A 14,253-nucleotide genomic window follows, 5' to 3' on the forward strand; every position below is an offset into this window, starting at 1 on the left:
ACGCACTTTTTTATACCACATCCAATTGCTTTTTGTCAATACATCAATGCACATATTACGTACTACACGATTTTCGTAAGTCATTGGTAAATCACAATGTCAGCGAAAATGTGTCGAAGTCAGGATAGCGGGTCTCGTCGGGGAGGCAGACCGGAGCCAGGGAACACCGGATACACTTCGGAGAGTCGATCAGGGGAGGAGGAAGCGGTCCTTCCGCGCACTTCCGGGCCTCCTCGATGGTCGCCAAGATCCAGGATTCCAGCTCGGGAGTCACCTGGAGCCGGACGCGTTGCCTCGTAGCGTGGTAGTAGATCAACCCTTCCTCGCACCGATACCCATTCTCGCGAAGGAGAAGGCATTGGATGCCCAGCTGGATCCGGTCTGGATCCCAAAGCTCGTTGCCCGCTCGGCCTTCTCGGGGCGCGCCCGCCTTGTAGTCGACAGGGGAGACGGTGACCGCTCCACCGGAGGGGTCGCTTTCTCCCTCGAGCAGATCGATCTTCGCCTGGACGCCCAGTCGTTCCGATCCGAGCAGAACCGATCGGGAGTGGATTACTCCCATCGGAGCCTCGGCCGCTTGCTCCAAGGTGCCCTGGTTCGATTCCGCCGCTTCTCGCGCCGGGGGAGGCATCGCCCCCGAGCCCGCGTCGACCCGGGCGTGCAGGGCCGCTCCGCGAACGGTGTCCGCGTTTTCTCGGAAGAGCCCTTCGAGCAGTTCGTAATGGAAGAGCCGCGGGCAGTAGACAAATTCGTTGAGCATCCGGGCGGAAAGGAAGAGCTTTCGGACGGCTTTGCTCGGGTTGGCGTCCTCGGCCCCCCAGGAGCCCTCACTTGCCCGGGGGAATCCGGGGCTCCCGTCGAATTCGACTGCCGGCGGGGATTCTTTGCAATCCTCTCGATCGTTTTCCATGGCTCGCTCTTCCAAACTAATCCGCTCTCTCGGACATCCGCTGTCCGAGGTTGCAAGTGGATCGCAAAAATTGGGATCGGTCTGCGGCGACCGCCCAAAAGGGCTCGGAAGGCGCAGAAGTCGATCCGGGGTTCGTCAGGGAGCAGAAGCAGGAAGGCATCGCCGCGCAAAGGCTGCCGCATCCCGAAAGAGGCTCCGTCGGACGAATCGTCCTATTGGTGGCTTCTCGGGCAGCAGCCGGCGGCGATCCGCTCCGCGATCCGCGCTTGCAAGACCTTATCCTCGGCCTTCTTCTGCGGATCTTGGCGGAGGAAGTAGGAGCCGATGCCGACGACGCCCAAAAGCAGGGCGAGAATCGAGGAGAGCAGGACGATCTTCATTCCTTCCGCTTCTTTTCGAATTTATAAGAACTTTTTCTCCCGGACAAGGGGCGAAAGGCGCCCGCGGCCCCGGAGGAGCTCATCCCCCTTTTTCCGTCGGATAGCCCTTGTGGATCCAGTCGTGGGCGAAATCCTCGGGGAGATAGAGGATTTTTGCATTGGAGAATCCGAGCTTCTTTACGGTCTCGAAGGCCGGCCGGATATTCGGACAGACATCCAAGGGGCAGCAGCCGCAATAGAGGACGATCTTCTTGTCCATGGGAAGCCCAGAAACGGCCTTCTTGAGAGCTTCGATGCCTTCCGGATCCTTTCCGGCGCCGACATAGATCGAGCCCGGGATATGGCCCGCCTTGTAGAGGAAGGGAAAGCCGACCTGGTAGATGGCGTAGCTCGAGCTGCCTGGCTTCCAACGCGCCAAGAGCTCCTTCGGCAGGAGGAGGTCGCTTTGGGTCCAAGGGTCGTCCCGGGCGATCCGCACCTGGGATTCTTCCGCGCGGAGCGAATGGGCTCCCCAGAGCGCGGACAGAAGGAGGCAGCCCAAAAGGGGGAGGGAACGCATCTTTCTTACATATTCCGATCGTTCCCCCGCTTCGGCAACCAAGAAAGTCCGCCGCGTTCCTAGGGGGCCTTTCCCGATTGGCGCAAGAGCCGGATCGGCTTCCCCCCGATCGGATGGCTCGGATCGAGGAGGCTCTCCCCCTCGCGGACAAAGAGAGCGTAGAGCTTCCCTTCGGAGCCGATCCGGATCTGATCCCCTCGGACCTGGTATTCCGCATCCCAGGAGTCGGCTTCGCTCCGGCCATCCGGCCAGCGGACCAGCCGCTCCATGGTCGCCTTCCCATCGGGCCGGAGGACGAGCCTCACCTCGACGGTCGACTGGTCGGCTTCCACCCAGCGGCCGGCATATTCGCCGGCGGGAGAGGGGGGATGGCAGCCGAGGAGGGCCAACGAAGCGAGGAGGAAGAAGATCCGCTGCATGCGCTTGCTCTTCGCCCGGTTTTGCGCCGCTAGAGATCGAGCTTCTCGGCGTTGATCTCGATCAGGTTTCGGTCGGGATCGAGGAGATAGAGCTGCGGGAAGCCCGCCACCGAGTGGGGATCGACCTTGATCCGGTGGAGCTCGTCGGCCGCCTCGGGCGTATAGCCTTTGCGGCGGAGCTCCTCCAGGGCCTCCCGATAGCTGGCGACCCGGAGCGCAAAATGAACGTCCCGCTGGTCGATCCCCTTGCCGGAGCGGAAGGTCTGCCCGGAGGAGACGATCAGGTGGACCCGCTGTCCGCCCGGGAGCGCAAACCAGGCACCGGGGAAGGGGAAGGGAGCCCGAGGGATTTCCTGTAGCCCCAGGATCTCGCGGTAGAACGACTTCGACTTTTCCAGGTCGGTGACCGGGAGAGCGACATGGTGCAGGAGGGTGATCTTCATGAGAGGGTTTTCTGGCCGAAAATAGGAAAGGGTTCGGAGAGCCGTTCTTGCAAAAAGAGAGGGTGCGCAGGCGGTGCGTTTCTAGAATTCCTCCTGCAAAAGGTCGAAGAGGAGCCGGATGCCCCGCTGGAATTCGGCCACCGGAATTCGTTCGGAATCGGAGTGGGCGCTCCAGGCGGTTTCGTGATCGAGGATCACCGGCTGGAAGCCGTAGGCCACGGCTCCTTTTTGCCGGAAATGGCGCGCGTCGGTGAAGCCTGTGCTGAGGAGCGGACTCACCACGGCGTCGGGATAGTGCGCGGCGATCGTCCGTTCGATCGCGCCGAAGAGGGGGGTATCCCATGGGCTCGGAGGGGTCGGCGCCACCAGATCATTGGCTAGTTCGATCGTGACCGGGAGGTCGGCGACCAGCGCCCGAATCGAGGAGAGAAACTCGTCCGGATCGACTCCGGGCAGGAGCCGGCAGTCGAGGGTGGCCTCGGCAACCGAGGGGATCACATTGATCTTGGGAGGCGTGCCGACGCCCGCTAAGAGGCTGGTCAGGGCGATCGAGTTGCGTTGGATCGATTCGGTAAAGGGATGGGGTGCGAGGGGCGCTCCGACCCGGGAGATCATCGCCTCCACCACCGCCGGCGGCTGGTCGACCTCCTTCCGTTCGAGGATCCGCAGGAGTGCGCGCAGCAAAACGGCCGGAGCGTCTTTTTTGGTCGGGATCGAGCCATGGCCGGGGCGGCCGGTGGTCCGCAGCCGGAGCCAGAATGGCTGCTTGTCTCCCACCTGCACCGTGAAGACCAGCTTGGGGGAAAGGAAGAGGTCACGGGTGCCAAATCCCCCCTCGTCGAGCACATACTCGGGATCGAGCTCCTCCCAATGGTGCTCGATCATCCAGCGGGCGCCGTGGTGGCCCCCGCTCTCCTCGTCGGCCGTCGCCAAGAAGAGGATCGTCCGGGGCGGAACGATTCCCGCCCGCTTGAGGGCCAAAAGGGCCATCAGCTGCTGGATCCCCAGCCCCTTCATGTCGAAGGTTCCCCGTCCCCAGACGAACCCATCCGCTACCGTGGCGGCAAAGGGGGGGGTCTTCCAGCGGGCAGCATCCACGGGCACCACGTCCATATGGTTGAGCAGGAGGAGAGGCTTGCGCGAAGGGTCCCTCCCGGGGAGGCGGGCGAGGAGGTTGCGGTTGACCGGGCCGCTCGAATAGAGCTGGGGGGAGAGGCCCTTGGCTTCGAGGATCTTCTGGAGAAAGGCGGCGGTCTGGGTCGTGTCGGCGGGAGGGTTGACCGAGGGGATCTGAATATAGCCCCGGAGGATTTCGAGAGCTTCCTTTTGGAGGGAATCCCAGTCGAGGGGAGGGGGCGGCGTAGCGGACATGGTAGCCTGCTTTTGCCCCATGGAAGTAACGCTGTCAAAGAAGAAGAGGGAGCGCCGGAGGAGTTCCGACCGGGTGACGCTTCTTTGCCGATCGACCCACGGGAGAGGAAAGGAAGCGACAACCCTCGACAAGGAGCATTCCCGATGTCTTCTCTCCAGGTACATCTGACCGTGGGCCACAGCCCCTCGATGCCCCATCTGCCCTGCACGCTCGACCCCCAGATGCGGGTCTTCTATCAGCACAACCTCGATCCGTTCGACTCGGCCTTGAGCATGACCGATCTTTTGCGGGCGGCGGGCAATTTCCTGAGCCTCGCCCGCTCGAGCCTCTCCTGGGCCAGGCGGTTTTTTGCCGGGGATCGGTTTCCCCGGCCGGAACGGAGGAGTTCCAAACGGGAGAGGGAAGACCGAAAAGAGGTCGAGGCGGTGCCCAAGAGTGCGCAAAGAGCCGAGCGGCAGGCGCGGGAGGAGGGTGGCGAAGGGGGAAGGAGCACTCCCCCTCCGGCTGCCGAGGAGCGGGTGGGCCGAACCCGGGAAATGGGCCGGAGGGCCGCGGAGCAAGCGCGGGAGCGATTCCAGAAAGCCTGCCAGGAGAAGCGCGAAGAGACCCCGACCGGGTCGGCCGCGCCTCCCAGGACCTATGGGCTCCGTCTAGCGATTTCGCTTTCGCTCGCCCCGAGCCGCAAGCCCAGGGGTGCTCGAGTGGGAGGGGAGCTCTCCCTGGGAACGCGGCCGGGAGCGGCGGAGGCGCTGGCCGGGCTTGCCCGGGTGGCTGGTTTCGAGGCACGCTGCGCTTCCAGCTGCCCCTGGGCCGGACGAGCGCGGGAGAGCGGCGGGGAAGAGAAGGGAGGTGATTGGGCGGGCCGGCGGCGTGAAGGCTCTCTTCAGCCGCCTCCGCTCTCCCCGTCTTTTTCCAGGAAGCTTCGTGCCTCGGAGAGGTCGGCAAAAAGGAAGCTGGGAGCCGCCGCCTCGAGCTTGGCTCGAGTGTCATACCCGGTCAACAGAGCGCCGGAGAGAATGCCCGCCGCATGGGCGGCCTCTACGTCGTGGACCATGTCGCCGAAAAAGATCGCCTCGCCGGAGCCGAACCGTCCCTCTTCCCGCAACCGGCAGAGCGTGATCCGCTTATCGGCGACCTCGGTATGGATTTCCTCAAAGTAGTCGAGGATGCCATGCCTGCCGGCCTGGTCGAGGAAGTGGCCATTTTGAATCGTGCTCAGGAGAATCGTGCGCAAGCCGCGCCTGCGGCAGAACTCGAGGAAGTCGGCGGCATGTGGCAAAAGGGGGATTTGCGGCCGAAAGAGGCGGAAGGCGGAATGATAAAAGCGATCGAGGGTTTCGAGAGGGACCTCCGGGAGAATGGTTCGATAGAAGTCGCGCAGAGGAAGAAAAAAGCGCTCCCGGAACTCTTCGACCGTCATCGTCGGTTTCCGGTAGAGGGTGAGGACCTGGTTCGCCGCCCGGTGGGCGAACGGGAGATCGTCCGCCAGGGTGCCCGACCAGTCGAGGAGGATCGTTCCGATGCGCCGGCTCACAAAAGCCTTCCTCCTTCCTCGATCAAGACCCGGGTTCCGACCGAAGCAAACTCGAAGAGCTCGACCATCTCTTCGTTCCTCAGGCAGATGCACCCCTTGCTCATCGGCTTTCCGATCGCATCCTCCCGATTGGTGCCGTGAAAGTAGATGTGTCGCTCCCGGGTGGTCAGATTCCGGGGCTCCATCCCCGCCAGCCAGAGAATTCGCGTCAGGATCAGGCTCTCTTCGAAGAAGGGGGCATCGGGAGTCCAGAGAAATCCCGTCGGTCGCCGGCCGCGAAACTCCGTGCCCAGAGGAGCGCCCTCGCCGATCTTCTCACAGACGAAGTGCCATCCTCGAGGCGTCCGATGGCTTTCCGGCTCCTCTCCGCAGCCCAGCAGGGCGGTGCTCACGAGCGCCTCCCAGATCGGCTCCTGGTGGCGCAGGACGCGCACCTTCTGCTCCCAGATCGAGACATGGAACCAGATCCCCTCCGGAATGGAGGGAAGAGGAGAGAGATGCCGGGGATCAAAACTCATTGAGCCGGTCGATCAGTTGGCGCAGCCGCCCGTAGGATCTGCGGTCGAAGGGGAAGGAGAGCCGGGGCAGCGAGAGGATCTCGGGCTCGTTGGCCTCGGCCGGTAGGGGGGCGGTTCTCTGGAACAAACCGGGCCCGCTGACGATGTCTGCGAACTCCGCCTGAATCGCTTGGAGCGCGGAATCGTCCGGCGCCCGATGGATGCGGAGGACGAGAAGCTCCCCGACGAAGCGATACGAGTGGAAGTTGTAGTAGAAGCGCTCGATCTCCCGCCTGGCCTCCTCCGAATCGTCGGTGAAGGTGAAGAGGTGGAAGTCCTGCTCGGAAATCAGGTCGCGGGAGAGCAGCTCGCTGCGTAAAAACTTTCGGAAAGCGCTCCAATAGGAGCCGCCCGGATAGTCGATAAAGACCATCGGGACGATGGGAGCCTTTCCGGTCTGCATCAAGGTAAGCGCCTCGAAGCATTCGTCCATCGTTCCGAAGCCGCCGGGGAAGAGGGCGATGGCATGGGACTCTTTGACGAAGTGGAGTTTTCTGGTGAAAAAGTAGCGAAAGAAGATGAGCTTCCGGTCGCCTTCGATCACCTCGTTGGGGCGTTGCTCGTAGGGAAGACGGATGTTGAGGCCGAAGCTGAGCTTCTTGCCCGCTCCCAACTGGGCTGCGCCCATGATCCCATCCCCTCCCCCCGTGAGGACCATGAAGCCGGCTTTGGCGATCTGCTCGGCAAAATCGCGGGCCATCCTCCATTCGGGGGTGTCGGCAGCCAGACGGGCCGAACCGAAGATCGTCACCTTCTTGACTCCCCGGTAGGGTTGAAAGATCGCATCGGCGTACCGGATCTCCTTGAGCATCTGGTTGATCATCCGGATGTCTCCCGGAGTCGTCGCCTGCCGGGCGAAGCGGAGCGCCGTCGCCACGATCTCAAAATATTCTCGCCGGGAGCCGCCGATTCCCGCCGCCTCAAGCAGCTCGGCGATCTTTTGGTCCAGCGCGGGCTCGCCCGTCGAATAGCTCGCGCTTTTTTTCTCGGTCATCCGAACTCTATAATGCGTTCGGTTCCCATCATGGCAAATTTATTAGAATTGCTCTCCCAACGGCTCGTCCTCGGCGACGGGGCACTCGGCACCTACCTCTACACCCTCGGCCTTCCACGCCGCTATTGCCTCGAAGAGGCCAACTTGAGCCGCCCGGAGCTCGTGCAGCGCGCTCACGCCGACTACCGGCAAGCCGGAGCCGAGCTGCTGCGGACCAACACGACGGGAGCCAATCGGGCCTCCCTGAGCCGTTTCGGGTTGGAGGGACGCGTCGTCGAAATCAACCGGCGAGGGGTGGAGCTGGCGAGAGCGGCTGCGGGAGGGGGGGAGTCCCTGATAGCCGGAAGCGTCGGGCCGATCTGGCTCCGACCCTGGGATGGCAGCCTCTCCCCGGAGGAACGGCGCACCCTCTACCAGGAGCAGATCTCCGCCCTTTTGGATGCCGGTTGCGATCTCGTCTTCCTGGAGACCTTCACCGAACTTCCCGAAGCGATGCTCGCGCTCCGCGTCGCCCGAGAGGCCGGAAGCCCGATCGTAGCGGTCTCTCTGGCGGTTTTCGAGGAAGGCCGCCTCGGCAACGGAGAGACCCTCGCTTCCGGGCTTGCCGCTCTGTGGGGAGCCGGGGCGGGGCTGGTCGGCATCGGCGGAAGCTGCGGGATCCTGGCATCCCTGCATCTCCTCGAGGGGATCGAGGTGCGTGCCGGCGAATTTCTCTGCGCCTTTCCCAATGCGGGCAAACCGGAGTTCTACGAGGGCCGGCTCACCTATTCGGCCAGCCCCAAATATTTTGCGGCGAGCGTCGACCGGTTTGTCGAGGAGGGGGTCCATCTTCTGGGGGGCGATTACGGAACGAGCCCGCTCCATATCGCGGCGATGGCTCCAATCCTGGCCCGCCACCGGCCCCGCTTCGTCAAGGCAGCCAGGGCTCGGCTTTCCGTGGTCGAGGCGGTGAGGGAAGAAGCGCCTCCCGGAACGAGAGAAGAAAGCCTTTTGGATCGGTGCAAGCGCAAGCCGGTCGCCATTGTGGAGCTCGATTCTCCCCGAACGCTCGCCATGGACAAGTTCCTCGAAGGGGTCCGCGCCTTAGAGAAGGCGGGAGCCGACGCCCTTACCCTGGCCGACAACTCACTGGCCATCCTCCGGGTGAGCAACTTGGCGGCGGCGGTGGCGGCCCAGCGATGCAGCCGGCTCCACACCGTCCTCCACTTGGCCTGCCGCGACCGGAACCTGCTCGGCCTCCAGTCGGAGCTCCTCGGCATGTCGGTCCTGGGATTCCGCCACGTGCTCGCCCTGACCGGCGATCCCGCGAAAGCGGGCGACCACCCCGGGGCCACCTCCGTCTACGACCTCAATTCGCTGGGGCTCATCAAGCTCTTGGCCAAGCTCAACTCGGGCGTCTCGGCCGCGGGCCGCGACCTCAAGGCCAAAACCGACTTTGTGATCGGCTGTGCCTTCAATCCCAACTCGGTGCAGTTCGACTCCCAGGTCCGCAAGCTCGAGTCCAAAATCGCGGCCGGGGCGCAGTTCACGATGACGCAGCCGGTCTTCGACGCGGAGCGGATCCGAAAGAGTGCCGAGCGGTTGAAACCCCTGGGCATTCCGGTCTTCGTCGGGGTCATGCCCGTACTCAACTCCCGCAACGCCGAATTTCTCCACAACGAGGTGCCTGGAATTTCCATCCCGGAAGGCGTGCGGGAGAGGCTCCGCCATCTCGAAGGACCGAAAGCCGCGGAGGTCGGCCTCGAGTTGGCTCGCTCCCTAGCCGAAACGGTGCTCGAATGTTTTGGAGCGGTCTACTTGATCACCCCCTTCCTTCGGTACGATCTTTCGGTCCGGCTCCTCGAGGAGCTTTTCTAAGGCGGCGCTGATGGAGAAGGGTCTTTCGAAAGGGTCCGAGCTCCCCGGCGGAAGGGAGCCGCGATGCCCCATCTATGTCGGCACCAGTGGCTGGAACTACTCCGATTGGCGGTCGATCCTCTACGACGAATCTCCTCGCGATCAATGGCTCGCCCTCTATGCTCGCCGCTTTCCGGCGGTCGAGGTCGATTCCTCCTTCTACCGGCGGCACCGTCCGCAAACCTATCGCCGGTGGGCCGAAGCGACGCCCGCCGACTTTGCGTTCTCCATGAAAGGCCACCGCTTCATCACCCACGTCCAGCGGCTTCGCGATTCGGAGGCATCGATCCGACTCGGGCTCGAAGATGCTTCCCCTTTGGGCCCTAAGCTCAAGGCCTTCCTTTGGCAGCTCCCGGCTTCCTTTCGAAAAGACCTAGGCCGGCTCGAATCCTTTGCAAGGAGCCTGGCGGAGCTGCGGGGCGCGGTGCGCCATGTCCTCGAGTTTCGGCATCCTTCCTGGTTCGCTCCGGAAGTCGCATCCCTCCTCGGCCGGTACCGGCTCGCCTCCTGCCAATCCGATGCGGCCGACTGGCCGCTGTGGGACGCCGTGACCACCGATCTGGTCTTCGTCCGACTCCATGGCGCCAAAGCCACCTACCGTTCCTCCTATACCCAAGACGAGCTCCTTTCTTGGGCCGAACGTGCCAAAGCCTGGCAGCGGGAGGCTCGGACGGTCCATCTCTATTTCGACAACACGGCGGGCGGGGCCGCGGTGGAAAATGCGTTGCGCCTGCTCGCCCTTCTCCATCCAAGGGAGAGCTCAGCATGAAACTCGGGCTCGTCCTCCTCCTCTTTCTCTTTTCGGCCGCGGGGCTCCTCTCGGCTCCGGAATCGTCCCCTGCCTCCGACGCGGCCAAGAAGGCGCCCAAAAAAGCGCCCCGGATCTTCGCGGTGGTGGAGTATGGCCCGCGCATCTCCCCCGAGGTTCAGAACGCAAAAGAGCGCTACTTGGAGGAACTTTCGGAGGCATTCGAAAGCAGAGTGCAGCAGGAGGCGGCCCACAAGCGGCTCTCCTTGGCTGGACTCGCCATGACGCCCGCCCACGGTTTCGTGGCGATCGCGTTTTTCCTGAACGCCTCCGGCGTGATTACGGAAAAGACGGTGCTCCGCAGCGAAGGGGAAGCCGCCGGCCTCGTCGAGCATGTGGCGCTCGACGCCCTTCGCGCCTTGACGCTCTACACACCCCCGCCTCCGAGCGTTCGTCCCGACCTGGGCGAGGGGGCGTGGAAGTTCTTTTGCTGTTGGTGGCCGCCGGGGTTCGGAAACCTCAACGACGATCTCGAAACGGCCGCCCGGTCGATCGACAAGTTCACGGCCTTCCTGGACGCCAAATCCTCATCCGGCCGACCCCTGGAGATCCGGCGCAGCCGCTGATCGCGCAAGCTCGGGCGCGGATCGGACTGACTCGGATGCGAGGCGATCATTCCTTTCAGGATTCCATTGCCTCCCTGATCCCTTGCCGCTAAAAGAAGTTGTTTTACCCAGAAAAAACTGGTGAAGCTCGAAAGTCTCAAGCAGATCACGGCGGCCTTGAATGCCGCTGGAGCCCGGTTTCTTGTCGTCGGAGGGCTCGCGGTCGTCGCCCACGGCTACGGAAGGTCGACCATGGACATGGATCTGGTCGTGGACCTTTCCCCGAAAAACCTTTCCTCGGTCTTCTCGGCTCTGGCCGCATTGGGCTATCGGCCGGTGCCGCCGGTCGATCCGATGGATCTTGCCGATCCGTCCGCACGCAAGCGCTGGGTGGAGGAAAAGGGGATGCGGGTGCTTCCGCTCCAGAGCGAGATTCACTGGGAAACCCCCGTGGATATTTTCGTGGTCGAGTCCTTTTCCTTCGATCGCGAATACGAGCATGCGCTGCTCGAACGGCTGCCGGGAGGAGAACCGATTCGCTTCGTCCGCGTGGAGACCTTGATTGCGATGAAAGAGGGAGCCGGCCGCCGTCAAGACCTTGCGGACATCGAGGAACTCAAGCATTCCTTAAAGGAACTTGCACGCAAGGAAGAAGGAGGCAGAGAGAAGAATGGAAGCTGAAACCAATTCGAGCCGCGGACTGTGGGATCTTCCCCGCCGCGCGCAGCGCCGACTTTTCGGGGCTTTGCCGCTCGACAGGAAGCTGGCGATCGCAGCCGATCTCGCCGACTTGGTGCGCGCCTTCCAGCGGGCACGACTTTCCCCTTGGCCTCCGGCCGGGACGGGAGCGCGGGAAGCCGACGCGGGGGAAACCCCGGAGCCGGCGGAAGCAACCAAGGGGGACTCCTCGCCCGTTACGGGTAGGGGCTCGTTGGGCGGTCGCCGCCTTCTCGCCACCTGCTTGACTGCTTGCTTGACGGCCGCTTTCACCGGACCGATGTGGGCCGCGCAGGACACGCAGCCGACCGCGCCCGCCTCGACGCCGAAAGCTCGGGTGGTGAAGTTCGTCCATATCCCGGAAATCTGGGAGGAAGAGGGACCCCGTCCGCAGAATGTCTGGGTCTACGGCCGGTTTACCGCGCGCACGGCGGTCTCCGACGGCCTCTTTCTCGCCTCGGTGAACGAAGGGATCAATTGGCCCGATTGGGAAGAACATTTCAATCTGATCGACAATCCGGGGAATTATGTCTTTCGGCGAGTGGTCTTCCATACGAAAACGCCGCTTCCGACCATCCGAAAAGGGACCAAATTCGCGATCCCGAAGGAACATCCGGCAAGGCTCGTCGAGATCGATCGGGTCGATGGCGTCATCACGCGCATGGTGCTCGAATCCCCGCCGGTGATCGAGTCGCAGGAAGGAGCCGGTCGCCTCGTCGTGCCGAAGAGCGATTCGGACGCGAAAGCCGCCGCAACGGCGCGGCCCAAAAGGGTGGTTCCGATCGGAGAGCTGCCGGCTCTTGCCAAGCAGGAAGGGGTGCATCCGGAAAACCTCTGGATCTGGGGAGTCTTTTCCGCGCGATCGGACCTGCGCGATGGGATCTTCACCGCGACACCGGCAGGGGTGGAGAGCCGCCGCGTGGTGGAATGGATCGCCGGCGCGGTCTTGGCCTACCCGGTCGTCGAGATCCCGAGCCGCCTCATCTTCTACGTCCACCGGCCCAGACAGATCCGAAACGGCGATCGGATCGTGATCACCCCGAAGCATCCGGCCCGGGTAAAGCGGCTCTTTTTGGCGGGCGGGGTCCTTGCTTGGCTCGATTTCGATCCTCCACCGGCGAATGAGCCGGCCCTCCAACTCGGCTCGGCCGCCACGGCTTCGCCCGCAGCCCAGCCGGTTCCTTCTTCCGAACATCCCGCCGTGGAGCCGCCCGCGATTCCAGCCGCTCTCACTCCACCACCAGCCCCTTCCCCTGAACGAATCGCAACCGGATCCCCATAGCGCCTCGGCGCAGCTTTTCGCGCACGTTGTGCAAGTGGACGCGCAAGAGGCGCACCGAGGGCGCGCCCCCTTTCCGTCGGCTCGGGAGCCGGGCCGCCAGCTCTTCCGCGAGAACGAAGCGGCCCGCATGGGAAAGGAGATGGCTCATGATGGCAAATTCCGAAGGGGTCAAAAGCACTTCCTTTTCCCCCTGCTGCAAGCTCCTCCTCTTCCAATCCAAGCGGAGACCAACGGAGCCGAGCGTCGAGGCGCTCGGCTCGGTGGGCCGGCCAAGGCTGGCCAGGATCGCCAAGAGCTCCTCCTCTGCATTCCGAAGCGGCAGAAAGAAGTCGGCCCCGCTTTCCAACGCCTCGATTCGAGCCATCGACTGCTTTGGATCCCCCATTGCCAAAACGGGAACCCAGGAAACCATCCGACGGAGGCGGCGGAGAAATGTCGTTTCTTGGGGGGCGGCGAGCGGCCAGCGCAGCAAAAGGACCGGAAGAAGCGCCTTCCGAATCGCCGCGAGCGCTTCTGCGGAATCAGGAAAGATTGCACAGCGAATTCCCCCGTTTTCTAAAAAGGCCCGCAACTCCCTCGCGGCTTCCCCGGGAAAGAAGAGGAAGAAAACAGAGACTCTCCTTGCCGCTTTCCACAGCGCGCTCGAGGGGCGCAGGATGCTCACAACCTGCGGGTGGGTCGATTGCCGTGGGCTCCGCAACGATCTCCCATGAACCAAAGGCAAAAGGAAGGTTGGGGAAGGAGGGCGCGGCTCTGCCTGCTCGCCGGCTCGATCGGACTCTTTGCGACGCACGCCTCCTGGGCCGGAGCTCCTCTTGACCCGGTGCAGGCGAAAGCAATCGGCCAGCGTCTCTGGCAGAACGAGTCGGATGGGACGCTCTCCGGCTTGACCGCCTGGAACTCCGGAGAAGAGTTCGCCTCGCTTGGAATCGGCCACTTCATCTGGTATCCCGCGGGAGGAAGGGGTCCCTTCGAAGAGAGCTTCCCGGAGCTCCTCCGATTTCTCGAGCGGCGGTCGATCTCCCTTCCCGAATGGTTGCGGAGTGCCCGTTTTTGCCCCTGGCCCAACCGGAAAGCATTCCTGTCGGATGCCAACGGCGCTCGGATGCGGGAACTCCGCTCCATTTTGGCCGCTACCGTAGGGGAACAAACGGAGTTCGCGGTCGAACGACTGGAAGGGGCGCTTCCGAGGATCTTGTCCGCCCTGCCGGCCGGAGAGAGGGAGCGGGTCGAGAAAAACTTTCGCGCCTTGGAGGCGACTCCGGCGGGACTCTTCGCGCTCGTCGACTATGTCAACTTTAAAGGAGATGGGACCTTTCCGACCGAACGTTACCGAGGCGAGGGGTGGGGGCTCTTGAACGTCCTCCAGGCCATGGAGCCGGGACCGGCGCTTCCCTCGTTCCGGCGCGCGGCGAGGATCGTTTTAGAGAGGAGAGTCGAGAACGCTCCGCCCGCCCGACACGAGGAGCGTTGGCTCCACGGCTGGCTCAACCGGATCGACGGATACCGCTAGCGTAAGGGTGCCCCCGCGTAGCCGGTGAGCTCGACATATCCGACCCCTCGCAGCGGCCTCTGCCGACGCGTGCCGGCGACTCGGACCGCCCCTTCCCAATAGGTGATCTCTCCCAACGCGTGAAGGCAGAGCTCCTGGTCGGCCATCCGGGGATCGACCAGGACCTCCAATGCAAGGGAGGGTACCCGGACTCGCCAACCCGCCGGGTAGCGGGCTCCGGAGTGGGGGCTCTTCCAGGAGCCGAGGCGCTCCACCGCGAAGTCCCCATGGCGGAGCCTCCGTCTCGTCCCGTCCGCTTCCACCCAGCTCCCGCCGGCGGTCGAA

At 63.6% G+C, this 14,253-nt stretch carries 17 protein-coding genes; 6 read left to right on the forward strand and 11 right to left on the reverse strand.

Annotated elements, in window-relative coordinates:
- Positions 1-91 precede the first annotated feature (91 nt).
- From cas4 to FN369_RS06850, 9 genes are all read right to left on the reverse strand, one after another.
- Positions 92-910 (reverse strand): CRISPR-associated protein Cas4, encoded by an 819-nt coding sequence (gene cas4 / locus FN369_RS06815; RefSeq protein ID WP_142525430.1) that lies wholly within the window; start codon positions 908-910, stop codon positions 92-94.
- Between the two features lie 212 nt (positions 911-1,122).
- The gene (locus FN369_RS11165) at positions 1,123-1,290 is read right to left on the reverse strand and encodes a hypothetical protein (RefSeq protein WP_178087734.1); all 168 of its coding nucleotides are present in this window, start codon (positions 1,288-1,290) and stop codon (positions 1,123-1,125) included.
- 79 nt (positions 1,291-1,369) lie between these two features.
- Positions 1,370-1,849 (reverse strand): rhodanese-like domain-containing protein, encoded by a 480-nt coding sequence (locus FN369_RS06820; protein ID WP_142525431.1) that lies wholly within the window; start codon positions 1,847-1,849, stop codon positions 1,370-1,372.
- Positions 1,850-1,908: 59 nt separating this feature from the next.
- Complete coding sequence (locus tag FN369_RS06825) at positions 1,909-2,268, reverse strand: hypothetical protein (protein ID WP_142525432.1); 360 nt, start codon at positions 2,266-2,268, stop codon at positions 1,909-1,911.
- A gap of 29 nt (positions 2,269-2,297) precedes the next feature.
- Entirely contained in the window at positions 2,298-2,711 is a 414-nt protein-coding gene (locus FN369_RS06830; protein WP_142525433.1) for a VOC family protein, read from the reverse strand.
- An 81-nt stretch (positions 2,712-2,792) separates the two neighbouring features.
- Positions 2,793-4,643, reverse strand: coding sequence for a M20/M25/M40 family metallo-hydrolase (locus FN369_RS06835; protein ID WP_142525434.1), 1,851 nt, complete (start codon positions 4,641-4,643; stop codon positions 2,793-2,795).
- A gap of 323 nt (positions 4,644-4,966) precedes the next feature.
- Positions 4,967-5,617 (reverse strand): HAD family hydrolase, encoded by a 651-nt coding sequence (locus tag FN369_RS06840; RefSeq protein WP_142525435.1) that lies wholly within the window; start codon positions 5,615-5,617, stop codon positions 4,967-4,969.
- Positions 5,614-6,135 (reverse strand): L,D-transpeptidase, encoded by a 522-nt coding sequence (locus FN369_RS06845; RefSeq protein WP_142525436.1) that lies wholly within the window; start codon positions 6,133-6,135, stop codon positions 5,614-5,616. The genes FN369_RS06840 and FN369_RS06845 overlap by 4 nt, the downstream gene beginning before the upstream one ends.
- A complete protein-coding gene (locus FN369_RS06850; protein ID WP_142525437.1) occupies positions 6,125-7,168 on the reverse strand; it encodes an LOG family protein in 1,044 nt (347 codons plus the stop codon). The genes FN369_RS06845 and FN369_RS06850 overlap by 11 nt, the downstream gene beginning before the upstream one ends.
- Before the next feature lie 30 nt (positions 7,169-7,198).
- Between FN369_RS06850 and FN369_RS06855 the strand changes: the two genes are divergently transcribed.
- The 5 genes from FN369_RS06855 (at position 7,199) to FN369_RS06875 (ending at position 12,416) form a co-directional block, all read left to right on the forward strand.
- A complete protein-coding gene (locus FN369_RS06855; protein WP_142525438.1) occupies positions 7,199-9,025 on the forward strand; it encodes a bifunctional homocysteine S-methyltransferase/methylenetetrahydrofolate reductase in 1,827 nt (608 codons plus the stop codon).
- 10 nt (positions 9,026-9,035) lie between these two features.
- Positions 9,036-9,833: a DUF72 domain-containing protein gene (locus tag FN369_RS06860; RefSeq protein WP_142525439.1), complete on the forward strand. Its 798-nt coding sequence runs from the start codon at positions 9,036-9,038 to the stop codon at positions 9,831-9,833.
- The gene (locus tag FN369_RS06865) at positions 9,830-10,438 is read left to right on the forward strand and encodes a hypothetical protein (RefSeq protein ID WP_142525440.1); all 609 of its coding nucleotides are present in this window, start codon (positions 9,830-9,832) and stop codon (positions 10,436-10,438) included. Before FN369_RS06860 ends, FN369_RS06865 begins: the two co-directional genes overlap by 4 nt.
- A 120-nt stretch (positions 10,439-10,558) precedes the next feature.
- Complete coding sequence (locus FN369_RS06870) at positions 10,559-11,098, forward strand: nucleotidyltransferase family protein (RefSeq protein WP_142525441.1); 540 nt, start codon at positions 10,559-10,561, stop codon at positions 11,096-11,098.
- Positions 11,088-12,416: a hypothetical protein gene (locus tag FN369_RS06875; RefSeq protein WP_142525442.1), complete on the forward strand. Its 1,329-nt coding sequence runs from the start codon at positions 11,088-11,090 to the stop codon at positions 12,414-12,416. The genes FN369_RS06870 and FN369_RS06875 overlap by 11 nt, the downstream gene beginning before the upstream one ends.
- Here FN369_RS06875 and FN369_RS06880 read toward each other — a convergent pair.
- Positions 12,364-13,080 carry a response regulator transcription factor gene (locus FN369_RS06880; RefSeq protein WP_142525443.1) on the reverse strand — a complete coding sequence of 239 codons (717 nt, stop codon included), beginning with the start codon at positions 13,078-13,080 and terminating at the stop codon, positions 12,364-12,366. The genes FN369_RS06875 and FN369_RS06880 overlap by 53 nt on opposite strands.
- Positions 13,081-13,125: 45 nt before the next feature.
- On the opposite strand from FN369_RS06880, the gene FN369_RS06885 reads away from it, so the two are divergent.
- The gene (locus tag FN369_RS06885) at positions 13,126-13,929 is read left to right on the forward strand and encodes a hypothetical protein (protein ID WP_142525444.1); all 804 of its coding nucleotides are present in this window, start codon (positions 13,126-13,128) and stop codon (positions 13,927-13,929) included.
- On the opposite strand, the gene FN369_RS06890 is transcribed toward FN369_RS06885, so the two are convergent.
- The coding region (locus FN369_RS06890) for a lipocalin family protein (protein WP_142525445.1) at positions 13,926-14,253 on the reverse strand (328 nt) is incomplete at its 5' end. The genes FN369_RS06885 and FN369_RS06890 overlap by 4 nt on opposite strands.

The organism is Methylacidimicrobium cyclopophantes, assembly GCF_902143385.2.
In the GTDB taxonomy this organism is placed as follows: domain Bacteria; phylum Verrucomicrobiota; class Verrucomicrobiia; order Methylacidiphilales; family Methylacidiphilaceae; genus Methylacidimicrobium; species Methylacidimicrobium cyclopophantes.